General features: G+C 59.5%; 18 protein-coding genes, 1 tRNA gene and 2 pseudogenes. 7 read left to right on the forward strand and 14 right to left on the reverse strand.

The features are described 5' to 3' along the window. Window positions 1-18: 18 nt before the first annotated feature. The 4 genes from RAS12_RS11560 to RAS12_RS11575 all read left to right on the forward strand — a co-directional run bounded on the left by RAS12_RS11560 (window position 19) and on the right by RAS12_RS11575 (window position 4155). Window positions 19-309, forward strand: a complete 291-nt coding sequence (locus RAS12_RS11560; RefSeq protein ID WP_306948513.1) for a cupin domain-containing protein — start codon at window positions 19-21, stop codon at window positions 307-309. Between the two features lie 15 nt (window positions 310-324). Beyond that, window positions 325-1389 carry a histone deacetylase family protein gene (locus RAS12_RS11565; RefSeq protein ID WP_306948515.1) on the forward strand — a complete coding sequence of 355 codons (1065 nt, stop codon included), beginning with the start codon at window positions 325-327 and terminating at the stop codon, window positions 1387-1389. Between the two features lie 13 nt (window positions 1390-1402). Next, a complete protein-coding gene (locus RAS12_RS11570; protein WP_306948517.1) occupies window positions 1403-2296 on the forward strand; it encodes a DMT family transporter in 894 nt (297 codons plus the stop codon). Between the two features lie 77 nt (window positions 2297-2373). Next, window positions 2374-4155: an IlvD/Edd family dehydratase gene (locus RAS12_RS11575; protein WP_306948519.1), complete on the forward strand. Its 1782-nt coding sequence runs from the start codon at window positions 2374-2376 to the stop codon at window positions 4153-4155. Here the strand turns inward: RAS12_RS11575 and RAS12_RS11580 are convergent. The 14 genes and pseudogenes from RAS12_RS11580 to RAS12_RS11645 form a co-directional block, all read right to left on the reverse strand. Then, window positions 4147-5097 (reverse strand): alpha/beta hydrolase, encoded by a 951-nt coding sequence (locus RAS12_RS11580; protein WP_306948522.1) that lies wholly within the window; start codon window positions 5095-5097, stop codon window positions 4147-4149. The two genes, RAS12_RS11575 and RAS12_RS11580, sit on opposite strands and share 9 nt — an antisense overlap. 241 nt (window positions 5098-5338) lie before the next feature. Next, a complete protein-coding gene (locus RAS12_RS11585) occupies window positions 5339-5734 on the reverse strand; it encodes a YbaN family protein (RefSeq protein WP_306948524.1) in 396 nt (131 codons plus the stop codon). 45 nt (window positions 5735-5779) lie between these two features. Then, the gene (locus RAS12_RS11590; RefSeq protein ID WP_306948526.1) at window positions 5780-6493 is read right to left on the reverse strand and encodes a tetratricopeptide repeat protein; all 714 of its coding nucleotides are present in this window, start codon (window positions 6491-6493) and stop codon (window positions 5780-5782) included. A gap of 257 nt (window positions 6494-6750) precedes the next feature. Continuing rightward, complete coding sequence (locus RAS12_RS11595) at window positions 6751-7512, reverse strand: DUF3239 domain-containing protein (protein ID WP_306948528.1); 762 nt, start codon at window positions 7510-7512, stop codon at window positions 6751-6753. 59 nt (window positions 7513-7571) lie between these two features. Further along, window positions 7572-9023 (reverse strand): tetratricopeptide repeat protein, encoded by a 1452-nt coding sequence (locus RAS12_RS11600; protein ID WP_306948531.1) that lies wholly within the window; start codon window positions 9021-9023, stop codon window positions 7572-7574. A 479-nt stretch (window positions 9024-9502) separates the two neighbouring features. Next, window positions 9503-9579: transfer RNA gene (locus RAS12_RS11605), tRNA-Val, on the reverse strand. Window positions 9580-9748: 169 nt separating this feature from the next. Next, on the reverse strand, window positions 9749-10411 hold the full coding sequence (locus RAS12_RS11610) for a phosphoribosylanthranilate isomerase (RefSeq protein WP_306948533.1): 663 nt from the start codon (window positions 10409-10411) through the stop codon (window positions 9749-9751). A 65-nt stretch (window positions 10412-10476) separates the two neighbouring features. Next, window positions 10477-11574, reverse strand: coding sequence for a TRAP transporter substrate-binding protein (locus RAS12_RS11615; RefSeq protein ID WP_306948535.1), 1098 nt, complete (start codon window positions 11572-11574; stop codon window positions 10477-10479). 53 nt (window positions 11575-11627) lie between these two features. Continuing rightward, window positions 11628-12437 (reverse strand): tRNA pseudouridine(38-40) synthase TruA, encoded by an 810-nt coding sequence (truA, locus tag RAS12_RS11620; protein ID WP_306948536.1) that lies wholly within the window; start codon window positions 12435-12437, stop codon window positions 11628-11630. A 3-nt stretch (window positions 12438-12440) separates the two neighbouring features. After that, on the reverse strand, window positions 12441-14411 hold the full coding sequence (locus tag RAS12_RS11625; RefSeq protein ID WP_306948537.1) for a type IV pilus assembly protein FimV: 1971 nt from the start codon (window positions 14409-14411) through the stop codon (window positions 12441-12443). 257 nt (window positions 14412-14668) lie between these two features. After that, window positions 14669-15799, reverse strand: a complete 1131-nt coding sequence (asd, locus tag RAS12_RS11630) for an aspartate-semialdehyde dehydrogenase (RefSeq protein WP_306948539.1) — start codon at window positions 15797-15799, stop codon at window positions 14669-14671. Window positions 15800-16033: 234 nt separating this feature from the next. Beyond that, a complete protein-coding gene (leuB, locus tag RAS12_RS11635; protein WP_306948541.1) occupies window positions 16034-17110 on the reverse strand; it encodes a 3-isopropylmalate dehydrogenase in 1077 nt (358 codons plus the stop codon). 31 nt (window positions 17111-17141) lie between these two features. After that, a pseudogene (locus tag RAS12_RS11640) lies at window positions 17142-17480 on the reverse strand (3-isopropylmalate dehydratase small subunit); the annotation flags it as partial. A gap of 943 nt (window positions 17481-18423) precedes the next feature. Continuing rightward, a pseudogene (locus tag RAS12_RS11645) lies at window positions 18424-19242 on the reverse strand (aconitase family protein); the annotation flags it as partial. 518 nt (window positions 19243-19760) lie between these two features. Between RAS12_RS11645 and RAS12_RS11650 the strand changes: the two are divergent. The 3 genes from RAS12_RS11650 to RAS12_RS11660 are packed head-to-tail and all read left to right on the forward strand — an operon-like array spanning window position 19761 to window position 23651. Then, window positions 19761-21263 (forward strand): TolC family outer membrane protein, encoded by a 1503-nt coding sequence (locus tag RAS12_RS11650; protein ID WP_306948543.1) that lies wholly within the window; start codon window positions 19761-19763, stop codon window positions 21261-21263. Between the two features lie 26 nt (window positions 21264-21289). After that, entirely contained in the window at window positions 21290-21502 is a 213-nt protein-coding gene (locus RAS12_RS11655) for a hypothetical protein (protein ID WP_306948548.1), read from the forward strand. Beyond that, window positions 21486-23651, forward strand: coding sequence for a type I secretion system permease/ATPase (locus RAS12_RS11660; protein WP_371321274.1), 2166 nt, complete (start codon window positions 21486-21488; stop codon window positions 23649-23651). The genes RAS12_RS11655 and RAS12_RS11660 overlap by 17 nt, the downstream gene beginning before the upstream one ends.

Genomic DNA, 23651 nt, shown 5'->3' on the forward strand with positions numbered 1-23651 from the left:
ACCCCTGGAGCACCCGCCATGCAACGCCCTGCCGCCGTCCCCACCGTGCAGATCGACAACGATCAAGTGACTGTCACCGAGTGGCGCTTCCCGCCCGGCGGCGAAACCGGCTGGCATCGCCACGGCATGAATTATGTGGTCGTGCCGCAAACCACCGGACCGTTGCTGCTGGATACCCCCAATGGCCAGATCACCAGCCAACTCACGACCGGTATCGCCTACTATCGGCCAGTGGGGGTCGAGCACAACGTCATCAACCCCAGCGACACCGAATTCGTATTCGTCGAGATTGAACTCAAGCAAGCTTGATGCAGCGAGGATTCCATGAAGGCGTTTTTCTCGGAAGAACAGTTGCTGCACACCCCGCAGCAATTCATGCGCCTGGGCCGTATCAGCGCCCCCACAGACCTGCCGTCCCGTGCGGAAAGTCTGCAAGGCGCGCTGGCCGCACGCGGCATCACGGTGCAAGCGCCGTCCGACTACGGCAGAAAGCCGCTGGAAGGCATCCACAGCGCCGACTATCTGGACTACCTGGAAACCGCCTACGCGCGCTGGCAATCCCTGCGCGCGCCGGGCGTCGACCCCGGGCCGGAAGTGCTGCCCAATCTGTCGCCCTACTACAGCGGCCGGGTTGAGCTGGCGGGCCGCGGGCCTTGCCCTTCGCCTTCCATCGTGGCGCAGACCGGCTACTACCTGAGCGATTTGTCATGCCCGATCGGACCGCAGACGTGGCGGTCGGCCCTGCGCTCGACCCACAGCGCGGTCGCTGCCGCCGATCATGTGGCAAGCACCCGAGAAATGGCCTACGCGCTGTGCCGGCCTTCGGGCCACCATGCGCACCGTGACCGGGCAGGCGGATTCTGTTATCTGAACAGCAGCGCGGCAGCGGCCAACCGGTTATTGCAGACCTGGTCCAAGGTCGCTGTGCTGGACGTGGACGCGCATCACGGCGACGGCACGCAGAACATCTTCTATCAACGCCGAGACGTAATGACCGTTTCGCTGCATGCGGACCCCAGCGCTTATTACCCTTTCTACACGGGCTACGCGCATGAACGCGGCCATGGCGCAGGCGAAGGCTACAACCTGAACCTGCCGATTGCGCACGGCTCAGGCAACGATCCGTTTCTGGCTGCCCTGGATACCGCGTTGACAGCGTTATCGGCTTACGCGCCCGAAGCACTGGTGCTCGCCTTGGGCTTTGACACCTACAAAGATGATCCCATCAGTGTGCTGAAGCTGGACATCGCCGCCTACCGTGACATCGGCGCACGTGTCGCCAGCTTGGGCGTGCCTACTGTTGTTGTGCAGGAAGGCGGCTATATGGTTCAGGCGATTGGCCCCGCGCTGGATGCGTTCCTGCAAGGCATGGGCCATAAAAGCGCCTGACGCGAACCACACCATGAGCTCCGTCCCCGCTGCTGCCCTGCCCGCCCCCGCCGCCTCTCGTAACGCCGGCGTTCTGCTGTTCTTCGTCGCGCTGCTGGCTTTCGCGACCTTTGATGCCGGCTCCAAGCACATGCTGGAACGGTATCCGGCGCCGTTCCTGAATGTGATGCGATATCTGGCGGTCATCGTTCTGGCCGTGGGGATGCTGTGGCGGCATGGCCGTGGATTGCGGTTGCGCGATGCGCCGGAAAAGCCGTTGCTGGTGCTGCGTGGCATCACGCTGGCCACGGTGGCGACCTGCTTCATGACCGCCCTGATCTGGATGCCCCTGTCAGAAGCCACTGCCATCTATTTCACCTCCCCGCTCATCATGGTCGCGTTATCCCCGTGGCTTCTGGGCGAGCGGGTGCGGCCGGTGCAATGGCTGGCGGTGGCGGCAGGTTTCGCAGGCATGTTGCTGATCGTGCGCCCGGGGTCCGACCTGCCGATGCTGGGCACATTGCTCATGGCGGTTTCGGCGGTCAGTTACGCCTTTTTCCAGGTCTTGACCCGTAAGCTCGCCGGCAAAGTTCCGGGGCCGGTTCAGTACGCCTATACCGCCATCATCTGTTTGATTGTCACCGCGCTGCCCGCTCCCTTTTTCCTGCCAGATCCCTGGCCGGATACCGCCGACATGCTGCTGATTCTTGGATTGGGCGCGTGCAGCGGGCTGGCGCAGATTTTGCTCATTGCGGCGTTTCAACGGGTATCGGCCGCCACGCTTGCGCCCTTGAACTACTTCCAGCTGTTGCTGGCCGTACTGTTCAGCACTTTCTGGTTTCAACGTCCGCCGGACAGCCTGGCGCTGGCGGGCATGGGCTTGATCATGGCGGCGGGTGTATTCCTGGCAATGCGACGCGCAGCCTGAGTCTGGAACGTCCGGCACGCATGCGGCGGGAGCAAGACCGGATAGCGCTAAGATCAGGCATAGCCAGCGAGGTCACCATGTCACAGACTCCACGCAAACTGCGCAGCCAAAAATGGTTCGACGACCCAGCCCACGCCGACATGACGGCGATTTACGTCGAACGCTATCTCAACTACGGCCTGACGCGGCAGGAACTGCAAACTGGACGACCGATTATCGGTATCGCCCAAACGGGCAGTGACCTGGCCCCCTGTAACCGGCATCACCTGATATTGGCCGAACGCATCAAGGCAGGCATACGTGATGCGGGCGGTATACCGATGGAATTCCCGGTGCATCCGCTGGCCGAACAAGGCCGGCGCCCCACGGCCGCGCTGGACCGCAACCTGGCTTACCTGGGCCTGGTCGAGATTCTCCACGGCTATCCCTTGGATGGCGTGGTGCTGACCACCGGCTGCGACAAGACCACGCCCGCCTGCCTGATGGCGGCCGCCACGGTCGACCTTCCTGCGATAGTGCTGTCGGGCGGCCCCATGCTGGATGGCTGGCATGACGGCCAGCGCGTCGGTTCTGGCACCGTCATCTGGCATGCGCGCAATCTGATGGCGGCCGGCAAGCTGGACTACGAGGGTTTCATGACGCTGGCCACGGCATCATCGCCGTCGGTCGGGCACTGCAACACCATGGGCACCGCGCTGTCGATGAATTGTCTGGCCGAAGCGCTGGGCATGTCGCTGCCGACCTGCGCCAGCATCCCCGCACCCTATCGGGAGCGCGCCCAGATGGCGTACGCCACCGGCCTGCGCATCTGCGATATGGTGCGCGAAGATATGCGGCCATCCCACATCATGACCCGCGAAGCCTTCGAAAATGCCATCGTCGTAGCCTCGGCCCTTGGCGCGTCAAGCAACTGTCCGCCACACCTGATTGCGCTGGCCCGCCATACTGGCATCGACCTGAGCCTGGATGATTGGCAGCGCCTGGGCGAAGATGTGCCATTGCTGGTTAACTGCGTGCCTGCGGGTGAGCACCTGGGCGAAGGCTTTCACCGGGCAGGCGGCGTACCAGCGGTGTTGCACGAGCTGCAAGCCGCCGGACGGCTGCACAATAATTGCGCCACCGTATCCGGCAAAACCATCGGCAACATCGCGACCGGCGCGAAGACCCGCGACGCGGACGTCATCCGGACCTGTGCCGCGCCACTGAAACACCGAGCCGGTTTTATCGTGCTGTCGGGAAATTTCTTTGACAGTGCCATCATCAAGATGTCGGTCGTGGGCGAAGCCTTCCAGCGCACCTACTTGTCAGAGCCCGGTTCCGAGAATGCGTTCGAAGCGCGCGCCATCGTGTTCGAGGGTCCAGAGGACTACCATGCGCGCATCGAAGACCCGGCACTCAACATTGACGAACACTGCATCCTGATCATTCGGGGCGCAGGCACGGTGGGCTATCCCGGCAGCGCTGAGGTGGTCAATATGGCCCCGCCGTCGCACCTGATCAAGCGTGGTGTGGAATCGCTGCCGTGCCTGGGCGATGGGCGTCAGAGCGGCACTTCCGCCAGCCCGTCTATCTTGAACATGTCGCCAGAAGCCGCCGTGGGCGGCGGCCTGGCGTTGCTGCGCACCGGCGACAAGATTCGCGTCGACCTGAATCAACGAACGGTGATCGCGGTCGTGGACGATGCCGAAATGCAGCGGCGCAAACTTGAGCCCGCCTATCAGGCGCCGCCTTCGCAAACTCCATGGCAGGAACTGTACCGGCAACTGGTTGGGCAGCTCTCCACGGGAGGCTGCCTGGAACCCGCGACCTTATATTTACGGGTGATCGAAACGCGGGGAGACCCCCGGCATTCACATTGAATAGAACCGGTTAAACACCGCCCAATCGCTGAACAAGCCCGGCCAGGCATGAACCCGCGTGCCTGGCTGCCCAAGACCCCACCCATGCTTTCCTTCGGGAAAAATGTGCATTTCTGTCGGCACGCCCACCTTGCGTAGCGCGCTGAACATCAACGTGCTGTTGTCCACGGGCGAGATCGGGTCGTCTTGCGCCTGCGCCAGAAACACCGGTGGCATCTGTGCCGTAACCAGGTGGTCCACTGAATAAGCCGCGCTTTGCTCTGCCGAGGGATGCTCGCCCACAATTTCCCTCCGCGCATGAGTGTGGTCGAACGGCGGCATGAAGGTCAGCACCGGATAGATCAGACCAGCGAAATCCGGGCGCGACGACAGGCTATCCGCCGCGTCCACTGCGGGGTAGCGGGACACCGTAGGCGTCGCGGCAGTCATACCAGCCAAATGTCCGCCGGCGGAAAAACCAATGATGCCAATCCGGCCGGTGTCCAAGCCAAACTTTCCGGCTGCGGCCCGGATCACGCGCATAGCGCGCTGACCGTCTTGCAGCGGCGCCTCGGGCGGCCAATGTTCGCCGGGCAAGCGGTACACCAGTTCGAACGCGGTGACGCCCTGCGCCTGAAGCCACAAGCAAGCAGGCGTGCTTTCCGTGCCCCGCTCAATATGTGCGTAACCGCCACCGGCAATCACCAGCACTGCGCTGCCATTGGGTTGAGCCGGCCGGTAGACAACCAGCCGCGGCCGCGACACTTGGGTAACCGACCCTTTGGCACTGACCTTTTCCGGGCCTTCTGGCCCTTTACCCTGCGGAGCGCGATTGCCTGGCCAAAGCTCCAGCGTTTCCTGATCTGCCGGCTGTGCCGCCAGGGCCGCGCCCGCTGGGTTCACCCACCCAAGGGCAGCGCCCGACATGGCCGCAAACAATAGTTCCCGACGCTTGTTCACCATGAAGTATCCTCGCTAGCCTAGAACGCAGTCAGGACAATGCGTCCGCTGCTTGTCAGCCATAGTGCAAGCCATTACATCAGAGAACATACCGTGCGCCGCCTGCGCCAGCGCACGCAGCGGTTTCTCTGCGTTACGCAGGGCGGCAGTCTTTCAAACGCGTATCAAACGCCTGAAAGATGGCTAAACAGCAGCTAAAGAATGACTGAACAGGGGCAATGGGAGGCTTGCGAACGGGCAGGACTTACTGATCTGACACGTTGTCGCCAACATCAGCGTTTGCAGGTTTGGGCCGGCTAAGTACATAGGCCGCGCTGGCCAAGAAAAACAGCCCTACGCCCAAGGCTAACGGCCATGATGGCTGCGCGCTCCACCAGAACAGCCCATATCCCACGGCCATGCCCAAAGTGGCATACGTCTTGCCCTTGCGCGACACGGCGCCCTGCTCGCGCCAGGCGCGCAAAGAAGGCCCATAGGTAGGGCTATCCAATAGCCACTTTTCCAGCCGTGGCGACGACCGCGAAAAGCAGCCCACGGCAAGAATAAGAAAAATCGTCGTCGGCATGACCGGCAGAAATGCGCCAATGACGCCCAATGCCAACATCACGCAGCCCAACGCTAACCATAGAGCTTTGATCATGATGGTCAGCAGAATATCGCAAATGCGAGCGCCAGGCCCGCATCGTCAGGATTGAGGGTCCGGCATTTTGGCACGCAACATATCCATGAATCTGGGACTCAGTTGGCCACCGGCTGCGCGCGCTTTCACGACCATGGCCCAGGCTTGGTCATATTGCCCGCGCCAGTAGTAGGCCGTTGCCCAAGAGGCATACAGATAACCCTTGTCCGGCTCCACCGCTTCGCCTTTGCGATACCACTCGTCGGAGCGAGCGGTCGCTGCAACGCGAGCCTCTGGCGGCAACGTTTTATCCTCGGCTGCGCAACGGGCCGCTATGCGCCCGGCATCTGCATAAATGCCCTGAAATTTTGGCGGATTATGGCTCATTGCCTGATCCATCATGCTCATGGCCTGGCAGTACTTTCCCTGGTCGTGCAGCACCGCCGCAAACCCGGTATAGACCTCGGGATTGTCGGGATTCATCAGCCACGCCTGATTAAAGCGCCGCATCGCCATGCCCAGCTGGTCAGCCTGATAAAAGCGGTAGCCCTGTCCAACCCAGGCCTGGGACGCTTTGTCTGACGAGCCAAAGGCGTTGGTCGCATCCGCGATCAGCTTCTTGTCGCTCGCCGAGAGTTCGGCTGCGGCGGATCGGTCCATACCGCCGTACATCGGCAATTCATCGATACGCGGCTCAGACGCTGCGGGCGGCGTCTTGACCGCACAACCGGCCAGCCCAACGCAAGGGATAAAGACTGCTGCGATCAGGATTTTATTCATGCGTTCCACAGAGAATGGGACGACGCGGCCCGCCTTGAAATCCAGATGCGTCCCAAGAGATATGCGCGGACGCCGGTGATGGCGCCACAAAACCGCCGCGGTGACCAGGAGAGGCTGGTGACATGGATGCGGCAACGTAGCCGAATTATGACGGAGCCGTCCACGGCGCGCCAACCCGCTTACCGCTCACAACAAAAAAGCCGCGACGTCCATGACGTTCGCGGCTTACAAGGCAGGGCCAGACGCTGCCGACCCTATCAATATGTCGTGGCCTCAAGCTCCGGGTTCTCTGTTGCACTCACCCCGGCGACTTCAACCTGAGTGAGGAGTTGAATTCCCTTCGCTTCCATTATTGAATAGTCCCCATCAGACACAAATCGGCTGCGCATGCTTTCCAGCAATTGCCACTCTTTTTCGTCGATCGACTGTGCCGCGCCCTGAAGCACCTGAGCAGAATCCGTGCCCCAGGCAATAGGGCTGACGTAGATGGTCTTATACCGATCCCCTTCAATCCCGGCAAAACAACAGGTTACGGGGATGCGCTCGCCAACCGTGTTCAGATGACCGGGCAAGTCGGCAACCTTGGTTGCAAAGAGCGCCCACACAGTATCGCTCGGGCCTATCTCGCCCAGCGTCAACAGCCAGATGTGTCCCTTCTCTGCCGCACATACGATCGCCGGATTCAATACGCCGCGATCGAGAAACCCTTTCGGATCAATTTGAGTTGCCGCGTAACCCGCAAACACCAGCCCCGCGATGCCTATAAGCGCAGTAAGCCCCCCAAGTACGAGAACCCAGGTCGACGATGACGACAGCAGATACGCCCCGAATGCGATCAAACCCAGGGTGATGACAATCATCACGATAATTGCAGTACGTGATTCTTTCACGCTCTCGTTGTAGCGGCGGGCGTGTGGAATATTGATTTGAAATTCCAGGTGGCGCTCCGCTGCGCTGTCATTCCTGACCGGTCCTGGACCCACACTAAAAGCGTTTGGTCCTTGTTGCTCTTCCAACATTCAAATCCTAAAAGTACGTAATACAAACACTAGGTTTACAAATCGGCCGTGGGCCGCCGTTACTGCTTGAGAATGCCTTCCGCCAGCAAATCCACGTTGTGGCCATGAATGGCCGCCGTCGCAGCCAGAATCTTGTAATTCGGGCCAAAATCGCAAAACTCCTTGGTTTGCATCTGTACCAATGTGCTTGAAGTAAAGGAGTTGTACTCGCGGCCATTCATATCTTCATCCATGGTGTTCAGGCCAAAGGGGCTAAAAGCCAAAATGCGTTGAGTGGCGGCACCCCTGTCGTTTCTTAATTCGACCGTAATCCGCAAATTGGCAATTTCGCCGAGCTTATTGGTGCTGGCAATGAAATGCGGTTCGCACGCCAAGCCCCCGTCATTGCCACCAGAAAAGGTCGATTTATGCTGTAGGGTCACCACGGGCAGTGTTTGGTCCGCGTTCTTGCGCCTATAGCTATCGCCCTTGCACGTGGTCCAGAACGTGGCGTCACTGGACTCATCTTGCCTTTCCCCACGTCGAATTTGGCGATATTGCAGGGCTTTGCGGCAATCGGTCTTCACCGACTGGCCGTTGTAATACATCCAGCTCAAGAATCTTGCGGCCCTGGGAGAGTCCTTGGCGGCTGCCTGCTTGAAAAGCGATATGGCCCTTTCATAGTCCACCGGGACGATTTCACCCAAGTAGAAGATTCGGCCCAAATTGACGAGCGCATCTTGGTCTCCTTGCTGTGCAGCTCGTTCATACCACTGCAATGCAAGTTGAGGATCAGCTTGAATGCCCCACAGCCCTTCTGCGTAGGTCAGTCCCAACAGATTTTGTGAGCGCGGCTCGCCAGCTGCGGCAGCACGGCTAAACCACTTAAACGCCTCGGAGTTTTTGTTGTCTACGTAGGAATAGCCAAAATTGTAGAAACTGCCGACCATGAAGTTCAAGACAGGATCTCCGTCCTGAGCCCAAACTCTTGCCAGCCGCAGCGTTTCCCGCTTGCCAAAACCGATCCGGAACATCGCCGCTTTTTCGCTGTCGTACAACCCCGACAGGATGCTCCTGGCAAAATCAATTAGGCGCACACGCATTCCGATATCTGTTTCCGCGCGGGCTTTTCTGTCATAGATCCTGCGGCTAAGGCTTTCCAGCTCATCAAGATCGTCGATGCCGTCGGTATTCGTTTGCTGGGCGTACCACCTGGCTTGCCCTACGTCTTGCGCCACGCCAATGCCGTACTCATAGAAGTACGCCGCATTGCGGCAACCGTAATTCCCGCCCTGCGCGCAGGCTTGCGCGTAGTAGTGGATGGCCTGCCCGGCATTGCGCGGCACCGACACGCCATGCTCATAGATAAATCCAAGAACTGCCAGCGCTTGTGGATCGTCGTCTTTCGCCAATGCCAAAAGCAGGTCGAAAGCCTTAGCGTCGTGCTGTTCGATGAGGTCATAAAGACGTTCCGCCTCATCGTGAGCCTGGCTCGCCGCTGGCCAGGACCAAGCACACAACAGGGCAATCAAGGCGTATTGCAGCGGTCGAAGCATCGGAACGGTCGAGTAATGGGTCTGCGTTGGGAACTCTGCTCCGGCCATGCCGCCGGAGATAACGTCCCAGTGTAGGAAAACCTACCGCCCCTACCAATCTGACAGGTCCGAAATTAAAACCCGCATGCTCATTGAGCATGAAGGAAGTGACAAACGGCACTTGGCACCGATAGCGCTGGTCGATACGCCGCGCCTATAACTTATTCGGCGTATTTGGGGGAAGACCCGCAGTTAATGCGATGGCCAGTTGGATTATCTCGACGACTAGGCGGCAGCGGCCTAAAAGGCAGAGAATGTTGGGGGTTACCGATATTCGATCGCCACTAGAGTGGCCGCCCCAAAACGCCATGGGCACCGTCGCGGACACTGTGCAAGCGACAAATGCAAAAAAGCCGCAAAGTCATAGACTTATGCGGCTTTCGGGAGCAGTGCTTGGCACTGCTTTGCAGGAATTCTGGTAGGCGGTATTGGGTTCGAACCAACGACCTCCACGATGTCAACGTGGCGCTCTAACCAACTGAGCTAACCGCCTGCAAAGAAGAAGAATTATATAGTGCTTTTTTGAACTGTGCAAATCGTCTTTAAAGACTTTTTGCTGTTTTCATTGCGTTTAAAAGTTTATGAACCAAGCTGAAAAGCAAAGCCAAAAACTCTTGTTCCCAATGTGTTTCCACACCGGTTCCCGCATCAGTCCAACACTACTAACTACCCTTCAATTTCGTATCCGCAGCATGTGCCGCATCAACGAAGAACGAGATTCTATCAGAACTTTTTATTCCTTGCTCGACCTCGACACCGCTACTGACATCGACCGCCCAGGGACGGACCAACTCAATAGCCTGACCGACGTTTTCGCCCATCAATCCGCCCGACAACACCAACGGACGGGACATCGGATCGGCGCGAACGTCGTCAAGCAAGGCGTAGTCGAAACCATGACCGCTGCCGCCATAGCCAGCGCTGTAGCTATCGAACAGCCAGCCTGCTGCCTGGCCGTATGCACGGCAAGACGACGCCAGGTTTTCAGCGGTGTCCAAACCTGGCGCGCCGGCTCGGAAGGCGCGCAGAAAGCGGTGGCCGTAGCTGGCGCATTCCTGCGGGGTTTCGTCGCCGTGAAATTGCAGCAGTTCGGGGCCGACTTCATCCAGCACGGCCTGCACCTCGGCAGCCTCCGGGTTCACGAACAGCGCCACCACGTCCACAAACGCGGGCACGGTGCGGCGCAATTGCGCTGCGCGCGCCGGCGTCAGACAGCGCTTGCTCTTGGCATAGAAGACAAAGCCGATCGCATCGACTCCCGCCGTAACGGCAGCTTCGATGTCTTGTTCGCGGGTCAGGCCGCAGATCTTGATGCGTGTACGCATGAATTCATCATTCAGGTCGCCCAGTGCGACTTAGCAGATCAGTATATCTGCCGCATCCAGCGAGCTCAGGCGGCAGGCTGGCCGAGCGTGGCCATCAGATTATCAAAACTGCCCTCTGCCACGCGGAACCAGGGAATTTCCTTGTCACGAAAGGCGACCATGCTGTCGTACAGCTTCTTGAACATGGGGTCCTTCGCGCTCATTTCTTTATAGGCGGCCAGCGAGGCCTCGTAGCAGGCTTGCAGCACCGGCTTCGGAAATGCCTTCAATTGCGCGCCCCTCGACACCAGACGGCGCAGCGCATCGGGATTGCCGGCGTCGTACTTGGCGATCATGTTGCCTGTAGCCATACGGCATGCCAGCGCCAAAGCCGATTGGTATGCCTTGGGCAGTTCGTCATAGGCGTCCTGATTGACGTACAGCGATAGCTGTAGCGTGCCTGCCCACCAGCCGGGAAAGTAGTAGTTCTTGGCGACTTTATAAAGCGCCAGACTCTCGTCATCGTGGGGCCCTATCCAGGCAACCGCGTCCACCACCCCCTGCTCCAGCGCGCCATAGGTTTCCGCAGCAGGGACTTCAACAGGGGTAGCACCCAGGCGAGCCAACACGTGTCGCGCAAAGCCTCCCGCCTTGATTTTTAGTCCGCGCAGATCGTCCACAGTCTTGATTTCACCGCGGAACCAGCCGCCCATCTGCGCGCCTGTGTAGCCACAGGGAAAGTTCAGAATGTTGTACTTGTCGAACAGAACACGCGTCAGCGCGAGCCCTTCCCCCTGGCTCATCCAGGCGTTCATTTGGCGGGTATTCAAGCCAAACGGCACGCCCGCATCAAAGCACAAGGCCGGATCGGTATCGAAATAGCGCGTCGATGCGGTGTGGCCACAGTCGACGATACGGTGCTGCACAGCTTCCAGCACTTGACCTGGCTGCACCAGATCGCCAGCCGGAAAGATCTCTATGGTGAAGCGTCCGTCCGTTACCTCGCTGACGTAGCGGGCCACATCTTCGGCGCCCGCAAACAGAGTGGGAGATTCGTTCGGAAAGCTGGACGCCAGACGCCACGCAACCGTAGGTGCTTCCTGCGCAAAGACGGGAGCCGCAAAGGCAGCGCCGCCCGCAGCGGCACCCAAGGCAGTTTGCTTCAAAAACGCGCGGCGTTGCATGGCAAAGACCTCCATGGGGCGCTGTGTGGGCGCCTTGGTGTACTACGAATTTCTTAATAGGATTGCGTGAAAGGCGACAACAGCAGCGATCCGCCGTCCAGTTCTTCCAATCCGAACTCGGCGGGATAATCAATGGCGGACAAGTACAGGCCATCCGGAGAAAACGTCGGCGCGCCCAGTTTGCGATCTCGCCAGGACAGCAACTGCGCCATCCACTCCACCGACTCCCTGCCCTGCCCAATCTGCAACAGCGCGCCCATGATATTGCGCACCATATGGTGCAGGAACGCATTTGCCTTCAAAGTGAAGACCAGAAACGGCCCGCGTTCCTCGATATTCAGACTGTGCATGTGACGCACCGGGTGCTTGGCCTGGCACTGCGAGGATCGAAAGCTGGAGAAGTCATGCTCGCCCAGCAGCGCGTTCGCCGCTAGTCGCATGGCATCAACGTTCAGCGGCTGAAAGCACCACCCGGCACGCCCCGCCCACAAGGCTGGCCGCACGCGCCCACGCCACAGCAGATAAACATAGGTTCGCGCCCGCGCCGAAAAGCGTGCGTGAAATTCGTCCGACACCACCTGCGCCCACTGGACCGACACACTGGAAGGGAGAAACGCGTTCACGCCTCGGACCCAGGATTCCATCCGGCGATCCAATGCCGTGTCCAGATGAACCACCTGCATGGCGCCATGCACGCCCGTGTCCGTTCGGCCTGCGCAAATCGTGGGGACGACACCTTCAACACCACAAAACTTTGCCAGCGCTGACTCCAGCGTGTCCTGCACCGTCTGCCGATGCGGCTGTGTCTGCCAACCCTGCCAAGCGGAGCCGTCATACGCCAGCCCCAATGCAACTCTAGACATTATTCAAACCCGAGGACCGCTGACTCGGCGCGGCTCGTCCGTGGGCGGTTCATCCAGGTCGAGATTGATCGTATCGAGCTTGCGGTTCAGCGCTGCCGTGTCCAGTGCTGGCTCGTTAAAGGCGTAGGTATCGTCATCGTCGTCCTCACGCCGCGCGGCTGCGCGGCGCAATAGCCAGGCAATCGCGAACGCGATCAGCGCCAGCACGGCAGTGACGATGACAAGCAGATTATCAGCCAGCCATCTCGGCCAGCCTGATGTGATGTCCTTGGATTGATCCACGGGAGAGCTACCGGCGGTTTTATCCGTGGAGGAAGCGCTTGGGGTACTTGCCGCGGCAGGAGCTGATGTGCCCGACGTGCCCGATGCACCCGGGGTACCAGCTGTGCCTGGAGTACCTGCTGCGCCAGGGGTGCCTGCTGCGCCCGGAGTACCCGCAGTGCCAGGAGTGCCTGCCGCGCCCGAAGTACCTGCGGCACCTGAAGTGCCTGCTGCACCTGGAGCGCCTGCTACGCCCGGAGTACCTGCTGCGCCTGGAGTACCTGCCGCGCCCGGAGTACCTGCTGCGCCTGGAGTACCTGCTGCGCCTGGAGTACCTGCTGCGCCTGGAGTACCTGCTGCGCCTGGAGTACCTGCCGCGCCAGAAGCACCCGCGGTACCCGAAGCACCTGCCGCGCCAGAAGCACCTGCCGTGCCGGAAGCACCTGCCGTGCCCGAAGCACCAGCCGTGCCAGAAGCACCCGCCGCGCCCGAAGCACCAGCCGTGCCAGAAGTACCCGCCGCGCCCGAAGCACCCGCTGTACCCGAAGCACCTGCCGCGCCCGAAGCACCTGCCGTGCCAGAAGCACCTGCCGTGCCCGAAGCACCCGCTGCACCCGAAGCACCTGCCGTGCCCGAAGCACCCGCTGCGCCCGAAGCACCTGCCGTGCCGGCGGCACCCTGCTGTGCCACCGCCTTGCTCAACTCGTTCACGTTGGCTTGCAACTGGTTCACGCGACCTTCGGCATCGGCCAATGCGCGCTCATTCGACGTCCTGGCGTCCGCCTGGGCATCGGCTTGTGCGGACGCGCCTTCCTGCGCTTGGCCAGTAGACAGACGGACCCTATCCTGTGTGGGCGCGGCCGCAGCCACGCCGGTATCGCCGGGACGAGCAACGGTGCCCGAAGCCGCATCCTGCCCCTTGACCACCGAAGGATTCGCGCCCGCCGCCGCGCCGATGCGGGCGCGATACTTGGCGAACGCCTCCGCGTGCTCATTAAAGATGCGGCGCGCTTCGGCGGGATCAATCGCCCGCACGGTCGCGGCATCAGGAATCTTCAATTTCTGCCCGGCGCGCACCAGATTCATGTTGTTCTGGATAAACGCTTCGGGATTGGCGCGCCAAAGCGCGACCAGCATTTGATAGACCGACGCATTCGGCACGGCGTTGCGTTCGGCAATCGCAAACAGATTGTCGCCAGACTTGACGTTGACCGTTCCGGTCGTGCCGCCCGTCTTAGGAGCAGCGCCAAGCGCCGCCGGTGTCACGTCAGCGCTTGTACCGCGCAGCGGCACCAGAATGCTGACCTGCACCTGGCGTTGACCCGAACTGGAGCTGATATCCAGCAGCAGGTCAACCGCGCCGCTTGCCGCAGGCTGAGTACCCCGAATTCGCAGATTCTTGCGTGTGGCATCCATGCCATCTTCGATCCTGACCACCATGCTGGCCAAGGGCACCGGCGGCTTCAGGCCGGCTCGCTGCCATGCGGCTTCGTCCGCGACCGACACCTTCAAGGACGAGACTTCATCCGGCGTCAGTTCCTGCAGTCCCACCACCGCCTGCAGCGGCGCGCCCGGTACGGACACCACGCGCGAATGCCCCACGCGCATGGCCAGCGCCGAACTGCATACGCTCGACCCTAATGCCAACGCGATCGCCCATTGCAGGGCTTTCAAACGGCGGGCATGCTTCACGTGGCGCGAACGCTGGGTCATAAGCTGGAATTCCGTTCTTGTAGTCGAATTACGGGCTAGAGCCCGTTCGCACCAAATCAGTGAGAACAGGCCTCAATTCACTGGAAAAGTGTAATGGATCATGCGCATTTCACAAACCTGAAAGGCGCATCAGCGATGGCTGACGGGCACATCCGCCACACATAGGCGCCGCAGCTGCAAACATCAAGGGCACCCGAAGGTGCCCTTGATTGTGCTGGGATCGCGATCAGACGGTTTTTTAGGCCGTCTGGCCGGAATCAGGCTTCGTTCAGAGCGATACGCAACATGCGGCGCAGCGGCTCGGCGGCGCCCCACAGCAACTGATCGCCAACCGTGAAGGCGCCCAGGTACTGAGAGCCCATCGAGAGCTTACGCAGACGGCCCACCGGGATATCCAGCGTGCCGGTCACGGCAACCGGCGTCAGTGCGGCAACCGTGGCTTCTTTGGTGTTCGGCACCACTTTGGCCCATTGCGTGCCCTCCGCGATCAAGGCTTCGATTTCATCCAGCGGCACATCGCGCTTGAGCTTGATGGTCAGCGCCTGGCTGTGGCAGCGCATGGCGCCGATACGCACGCACAAGCCGTCAATCGGGGTGGCCGGCGTGCCAAAGGCGGCGCCGCGGCCCAGGATCTTGTTGGTTTCGACCTCGGCCTTCCACTCTTCCTTGGACATGCCATCGCCCAGGTCCTTGTCGATCCAGGGGATGAGATTGCCGCCCAGGGGAACGCCAAAATGGTCGTGGGGCAGCGCAGGATCTTTCTGCTTGGCCAACACGCCACGGTCAATTTCCAGAATGGCCGACGCAGGGTCGTCCAGCAAGGATTTGACCGATTGGTTGATTTCGCCAAACTGGGTCAGCAGTTCGCGCATGTGTTGCGCGCCGCCGCCAGAGGCCGCCTGGTAGGTCATGGAGGTCATCCACTCAACCAGATTGTTGTTGAACAGGCCAGCCAGGCCCATCAGCATGCAGCTGACCGTGCAATTACCGCCAATAAAGTTACGCACGCCGCGCTTCAACGCCGCGTCGATCACCGGGCGATTGACCGGGTCCAGCACGATGATGGCGTCTTCAGCCATGCGCAGGGTGCTGGCAGCGTCAATCCAGATGCCGTTCCAGCCCGCGCCGCGCAGCTTCGGGTAGACCTCGGACGTGTAATCTCCGCCTTGTGCCGTCAGAATAATCGGCAGTTTTTTCAGAGCATCAATGTCATAGGCATTTTGCAACGGACCTGCGCCTGTCGCCCACGTGGGCGCAGCGCCGCCAGCGTTGCTGGTGGAAAAAAACACCGGTTCGATCAGTGCGAAGTCATTCTCGTCGCGCATGCGTTGCATGAGCACCGAGCCGACCATTCCGCGCCAGCCGACAAGGCCTACTGCTTGATTCATTTCAATCGCTCTATAAAGGTGGAGACAAGGTCTGGGTAGAAAAAAACGTGCAATTCAACAATTTATCAGAATGCACGGGCAATTGTTGCGGCGCAGCTTGAAAAAATGGGGGCCATAAGACTCAAGCCGCCGTTCGAGGCGCTCTGGCAACAGGCAGAACACAAAAAAGGGCCGCCCGGCGGGCGGCCCCTGATGCAGGAGCAGCGCCGCAAGGGCGCAACCCCTGCTTGACGATCAGGCCAGGGCTTTCAGAACCGCATCGCCCATGCCTGCCGTGCTGACTTTCGTCGTGCCCGGCTCGAAGATGTCGGCGGTGCGCAGGCCGCTGGCCAGCACGCTGCGCACGGCGGCTTCAATGCGATCGGCCTGCGGCGCCAAATTCAAGGAGTAGCGCAGCAGCATGGCGGCCGACAGAATGGTCGCCAAAGGATTTGCGATGCCCTGCCCGGCGATATCCGGCGCCGAACCATGGCTGGGCTCGTACAAGCCTTGGCCGCTGGCGTTCAGCGATGCAGACGGAAGCATGCCGATCGAACCCGTCAACATTGCGGCTTCGTCCGACAGAATGTCGCCAAACAGATTGCCCGTGACGATGACGTCGAACTGGCGCGGGTTGCGCACCAGTTGCATGGCGGCGTTGTCGACGTACATGTGCGACAGCTCGACGTCGGGGTACTCGCGCGCCACTTCAATCACGATGTCGCGCCAGAACTGCGACGTTTCCAGCACGTTGGCCTTGTCCACGCTGCACAGTTTCTTGTTGCGCTTGCGGGCTGATTCGAAACCGATCCGCGCGATACGGCGCACTTCGGATTCCGCATAGCGCATGGTGTCATAGCCTTCGCGTTCGCCGGCAAACGCGCCGTCTGGCGACGAACGCACGCCACGCGGAGTGCCAAAATAAATGTCGCCGGTCAGTTCCCGAATGATCAGGATATCCAGGCCCGACACAATCTCGGGCTTTAGCGAAGACGCACTGGCAAGTTCCGGATACAGGATGGCGGGACGCAGATTGGCGAACAGGCCCAACGCCTTGCGCAGACCCAGAATGGCCTGCTCGGGGCGGAATTCGCGGGGCAGGCTGTCGTACTTCCAGTCGCCGACAGCGCCAAACAAGATGGCGTCCGATTCTTTGGCCAGGTTCAGCGTGGCCGGGGGCAAGGGGTGCTCGAACTGGTCGAACGCTGCGCCGCCAACTGGGGCCTGCTTGATGTCAAAGGGCACGCCCAGCGCTTGCAGGACGCGAACGGCCTGTTCGACGATTTCCGGGCCAATGCCGTCACCCGGCAAGACTGCAATGTTGTGAGTCATTTAAGAAACGATCCTAGGGTCGGAATATTGATCAGGCGATGGGACGGCTTTCCAGCCAGGGGTGGCGGGCCAAACGTTCCGCTTCAAAGGCGCGGATCTTGTCGGCGTGACGCAAGGTCAGGCCAATGTCATCAAAGCCGTTGAACAGGCAGTATTTGCGGAAAGGTTCAATGTCAAAACCCATTTCGCGGCCATCCGCTGCGATCACGACCTGGCGCTCCAGATCGACGCGCAGCTTGTAACCAGGGAAGGCCTTCACTTCGTCGAACAGGCGCGACACTTCGAGCTCGTTCAGCACGATCGGCAACAGGCCGTTCTTGAAGCTGTTGTTGAAAAAGATGTCGGCATACGACGGCGCGATGATGGCGCGAGATATAGAAAATATGAGGTCTGCGGCCCGAGGGGGCGCGTGCGCGAGGGCTGGTTAAGCAGACGAAGTTGTTGAGTAGAATGATATAAGGGTTGAGCAAGGTTTTAAGGGATGGTTCTGATCATTATAAGGATTCAAAGATTTAGAGTGATGGTTGAATGGCAAGGATAGGGAAGGGGGGAATTTAGAGATGAGAGGATTTTGGGAGGAAATTGAAAGGAGGGGTAGGGTAGGTGGGTGGGAGGGGGGTTGGGTGGTGAAGGGAGTAGTGTGGAGGGGAGGTGAGGGTTTGAGGTGGGGAATAATGGGAATGAGGGTGGTGAGTTTGGCAGTGATGGTGGTAGGTAGAGGGATGTGAGAGGTTAGGTTAGGGAGTTAGGAGTAGTTTGGTAAATTAGGGGGGGGATGAAGAGGAGGGAATGGAGGGGAGGTAATTGAGGGGGGAGGAAGAATTGGGAAGGGTAGGAAGTAGTTGGGAGGTTAGTAGTTGTTGAGATGAGAATAAGGGATTGGAGGGAGAGTTATTGAATGGATTATGAGTGATGAAAGAGTATAAGAATGGATTTGAAGAGGAGTTTTTGTGAGGGGAATGAATGAGAGTTAGGAATGAGAGGAGTGTTAATGAAGGTTAATAAGGAAGTAATTAGAATGGAGATAGATGGTTAGGAATAGGATTTTAAGAGAGAAAAGATAGGAGGAGAGATGTTGAATATTTTAGAGTGGGGTGATAGTTAATGGTTATAGAGTGATTGGAGGTTTTAGGTAATAGAGGTTGGGAATATGAATTGTTAATGGGGATAGTGAATTGAAGATGAGGAGATTATTATGATTGGTAGAGGGAAGGGGAAGGGAAGAGGGTTTAAAATGTGTATTATAGTTAATGAGAGGTAAAAAGGTGTTATGAGATGGTGGTGAGAGTGAGTGTGGTAGAATAATAAAGGGTATAATTGGCGCCCTCGTCGGTGTGCAGCGTGCGCCAATACTTGACCGCCTGATCCCACACCACGCCGCTGGGCGCAAAAGGACGGCCACGGAAGTACTCGACGGTTTTGTCGTCTACCGCCACCATGCCAGAACGGGCGCCCGCTTCAATGGCCATATTGCAGACCGTCATGCGGCCTTCCACGGACAAGCCCCGGATGGTGCTGCCAGCGAACTCGATGGCGTGACCCGTGCCGCCGGCAGTACCGATGATGCCGATGATGTGCAGGACCACGTCCTTGGCCGTACAGCCGAAGGGCATGTCGCCTTCGACTTTGATCAACATGCTTTTGGCTTTCTTCATCAACAGCGTCTGGGTGGCCAGAACGTGCTCGACTTCTGACGTGCCGATGCCAAAGGCCAATGCGCCCAGCGCGCCGTGCGTGCTGGTGTGCGAATCGCCACAGACCACGGTCATGCCGGGCAGGGTCGCGCCCTGCTCCGGTCCGATCACGTGCACGATCCCCTGGCGCAGGTCATTCATGCGGAATTCGGTGATGCCGTATTTCTCGCAGTTGGCATCCAGCGTGTCGACTTGCAAGCGGGACACGGGGTCATCAATACCCTGGGCGCGGTTCAAGGTCGGTACGTTGTGATCCGCGACTGCCAGGTTGGCGCCCGTGCGCCACGGCTTGCGCCCGGCGATCGCCAAGCCTTCGAACGCCTGCGGGCTGGTGACTTCATGCACCAGATGGCGATCGATATAGAGCAGACAGGTGCCGTCTGATTCCTGGTGGACGATGTGGGCGTCCCAGAGTTTGTCGTAAAGGGTTTGGGCCATGGATGCGCTCTGCAAATAAACAGTCCGGCTCGTGCCTCACGCGGTTGAAAAGCAAATCGCTCCCGCGCCGGCCACTGCGGCATGAAATGAATTATGCCCACGGTCTGAACCTAGTACAACTGCACCATACATACTAGTACCACCACTACCATGATGGTTACAAAAATAGTTTGCTCCGGCAGATGTTTCAAACCGCCACCGTAGTGTGGAAAATTAATCACATGTTCGTTTTTTGATAAAGAAAACAGATACAAAATTATCAAAACGATATAATCCAGTTTCACTACGGTTGCTTGTTTTTCGAAATAATGCGCAATAAACTGCATTAATGGAAATGCATCAAACAACCCTTTCCGGAGTTCGTGCAAATTCAACGACATTAAGTGATGTTGCGCGAAGAACCAATATGGCCCGTGGAAATGTCTAGCGAACAATTAACAAATCTTGACTCGCAATATCTGACATTTACACACAACATAGCGGCCATTCAATCTCAACCTGACACGCGAATAATCACTATGGCTTCGTTTTTGCTTAAAAGCACGACTTCGGTCCTGGCCCTGGCATTCGTTCCGGCGGCATTTGCACAAACCGCAGCGCCTGCCGCATCCGCTGCGGCGCAGCCCGCAGTGACGTTGAACCAGATCGTTGAGCAGACGTTACTCAGCAATCCGGAAATTCAAGCTAAATACCACGACTTCCAGGCATCACTGGAAGGCCAGAATGTCGCCCGTGCCGCGTTCTTTCCGCAAATCAATGCTCAGGGTTACGTGGGCCGGGAATATCGCAGCAATGTACCTGCCGTGGGGTCCCAAAACTGGAACCGGCCCGGATACAGCGTTGAGCTGCGCCAGCTGATTTTCGACGGCTTCCGTACCAGTAACGACGTCAAGCAGGCTGGCTTTGACAAGCTGGCGCGCTTTTATGATGTGCTCGCCACCAGTGACAGCACCGCATTTGCCGCCGTGCAGGCCTATATCGACCTGCAACGCTATCGCGACATGGAATTGCTGGCCCGCCAGAACTATTCGCTGCATGAACAAACACTCAAGCAGATCAGCGAACGCACCGAGTCCGGCGTAGGCCGCCGGGTCGACCTGGAACAAGCAGGCGGCCGACTGTCGCTGGCCCAGACGAACCTGATGACGGAGACCGCCAATTTGCTGGACGTGCAGCAACGATTCCAGCGCGTCACTGGTGCCTTCCCCCCCGAAGCCATGCAGCCTGCACCCGATGTCGGCCCCAAACTGCCGGGCAAGCTGGGCGACTTCAATGAATCGCTGCGCCGCAATCCCAGCTTCCTGTCCAAGCAGGCTGGCCTGCAAGCGGCCGAAGCGGGTGTGTCCTCGTCGAAGGGCGCGTTTTCACCGAAATTCGAATTTGTGGCCTCGACAGGCCGCGACCAAAACGATCCTACGCCCCAGAGCCGCGATATCCAAAGCTCCAGCGTTCAGGTCGTGATGAGCTATAACCTGTACCGCGGCGGTGCTGACTCGGCCCGCGTTCGCCAGACGGCTGCGCAGTCCTACGCCGCCCGCGATATTCGCGACTACACCTGCCGCAATGTGCAGCAAGATCTGGCTGTGGCTTGGACCAACATCACCAGCCTGAGCCAGAAGCTGCCTTTCCTGCGTGATCACGAAGTGGCCACCACGAAGGTGCGTGACGCGTACGCACAACAATTCCAAATCGGTCAACGTTCGCTGCTGGACTTGCTGGACACCGAAAACGAATTGTTTGAATCGCGCCGCGCATTGACCAACGGCCTGTATGACCTCAAGCTTGCGCAGTACCGCTGGCTGGCGCTTTCACATGCGCTGTTGCCGGCGCTGTCGCTGCAACCCGCGCGCAACGAAATGCCCGAGGAAAACGGCAAGTTGGCAGTGACCGACGAAGTGATCAAGCTTTGCAATTCGACGGTTCCCGACTCCGCCCGCCTGGCCCCGGTGCGCGTGCATTACAACGAAGGCACGCTGCCGCCCACGCTCGTGCCGCTGAACGCGCCCAACGCCAAACCTTGAACGGAGTTGGGACGCAAGGAGGCCACATGACGCCCCAGGGCAGCAATTTTTCCCAGTTGGACGCGGACTTTGTCCGCGTTCTGGAAGACCTGATAGACGCCTTGATCGCCAATGGCACCTTGCGTATGACGGACCTGCCTATCCAGGCCCAGCAAAAACTCACCCAGCGCAAGCAACAGCGCGCACGGCTCTCGGAACATCTGGACTTGTTGGATGACGAAGATGGACAAGTTATCTGAAAAGGCAGCCCGGGAATGGCGTGCGGACGCTCGTGCCGCACACGACGATCCGCTGCTGGATTGCCTGGTTGAAATCACGCGCCTGCATGGTGTAACTGCCACGGCGCAAGCGCTTTCCGCGGGTCTCCCGCTGGAAGAGCACCGCTTGACCCCTGCCCTGCTGCCGCGCGCTGCGGCCAGGGCGCAGCTATCGGCCAAGGTGGTTAAACGCACGCTGGACAGCATTTCTTCCGATCTGCTGCCGGCCATCTTGCTGCTGCAAGGCGAACGCGCCTGCCTATTGTTAAAGAAAGACGGCGGCAAGTATGTCGTCAGCCACCCTGAATTGGGCGGCAGCTCTGTCGAGATGGAACCCGAGGACCTGGCCGCGCAGTACACCGGTCTGGTGTGCTTCGTGCGCCCGCAATTCCGTTTTGACGCGCGTGCGCCAGAAACCGCGAAGGTGCGCGAGCGCCATTGGTTCTGGGCCGCCATCATGGAAAACAAGCGGCTGTATCGCGATGCCCTCATTGCAGCCCTGCTGATCAATATCTTCGCCATGGCGATGCCGTTGTTCACCATGAACGTGTATGACCGCGTCGTGCCCAACAACGCCGTCGAAACGCTGTGGGTGCTGGCCATCGGCATCACGCTGGTCGTGATCTTCAACATGATCCTGTCCACCGCGCGTTCACACGTCGTGGACAGCGCAAGCAAACGGGTGGACGTCCGCCTGTCCGCCCAGATCATGGAGCGCGTGCTGGACCTGCGCCTGGAAGGCCGGCCAGTATCGGTGGGGTCCTTTGCCGCCAATTTGCGTTCATTCGAATCGATTCGCGACTTTATTGCGTCCGCCACCATCACCACGCTGGTAGACCTGCCGTTCATCGTGCTGTTCCTGGCCGCGCTGGCCTGGATATCGCCGTGGATGATTTTGCCGCCGCTGGTCGCAATTGTGCTGATTCTGCTGGTGTCGCTGGCCGCCCAAGCCCGCATGGAAGCGCTGACGATGGCGACCTTCCAGGCAAGCTCCCAGCGCAACGCCACCTTGGTTGAAGCACTGACCGGCCTGGAAGCCGTCAAGACCTTAAATGCCCAAGGATCGATCCAGCGTAACTGGGAACGTGCCACCGAGTTCATTGCGCAAACAGGGGGCAAGCTCAAGCTGATCTCGTCTTCCACCGTCGGCTTTGTGCAAGCAATCCAGCAACTGGTGTCGATTGCCGTGGTGATCATCGGCGTTTACCAGGCTCAGGAATCGGCAATGTCCATGGGCGGCATCATTGCTGCCTCGATGATTGCCGGCCGTTGCCTGGCGCCGCTGGGTCAAGTTGCCGGCCTGCTGATGCAATACCAAAACGCGCGTACCTCGCTGGGTTCCATCGACAGCTATATGAAGTTGCCGATCGAACGCCCGGCCGAGGCCGAGTTCCTGCACCGCCCCGTTTTTCACGGCGGCCTGGAATTCCGCGACGTCACCTTCGCCTACCCTGGCACCACTCAACCTGTGCTGAAGAAGGTGTCGTTCAAGCTCAAACCCGGTGAAAAGGTCGGCATTATCGGCCGCATCGGATCGGGCAAGACCACGCTGGAAAAACTGGCCCTGGCGCTGTATCAGCCCACTGAAGGTGCCGTGCTGCTGGACGGCGTGGATGTGCGCCAGATTGACCCGGCAGACGTGCGCCGGGCCATCGGCCACGTGCCGCAGGACCCCACACTGTTCTATGGCAGCCTGAAGCACAATTTGGCCATGGGTGCGCCCTATGCCGACGACGCCAGCATTCTGGCCGCCGCCAATCTGGCCGGCGTCACCGATTTCGCCAACCTGCATCCCAACGGGTTCGACATGGTGATCGGCGAACGCGGCGAATCGCTGTCGGGCGGTCAACGCCAGTCGGTAGCGGTGGCGCGTGCACTTATCAACGATCCTCCGATCCTGTTGCTGGACGAACCCAGCAGCAATATGGATCACCAGAGCGAAGCCCAGTTGCGCAAGCGGCTTGGCGAGGCCAGCGCGACCAAGACCATATTGCTGGTCACGCACCGCACCGCGCTCCTGGACCTGGTCGACCGCCTGATTGTGATCGACAACGGTCACATCGTGGCCGACGGTCCCAAGGAGCAGGTTGTCGAAGCACTGCGTCAAGGACGCGTTGGACGCGGAAGCTGA

Source organism: Achromobacter seleniivolatilans (assembly GCF_030864005.1).
Classification (GTDB): Bacteria; Pseudomonadota; Gammaproteobacteria; order Burkholderiales; family Burkholderiaceae_B; genus Achromobacter; species Achromobacter seleniivolatilans.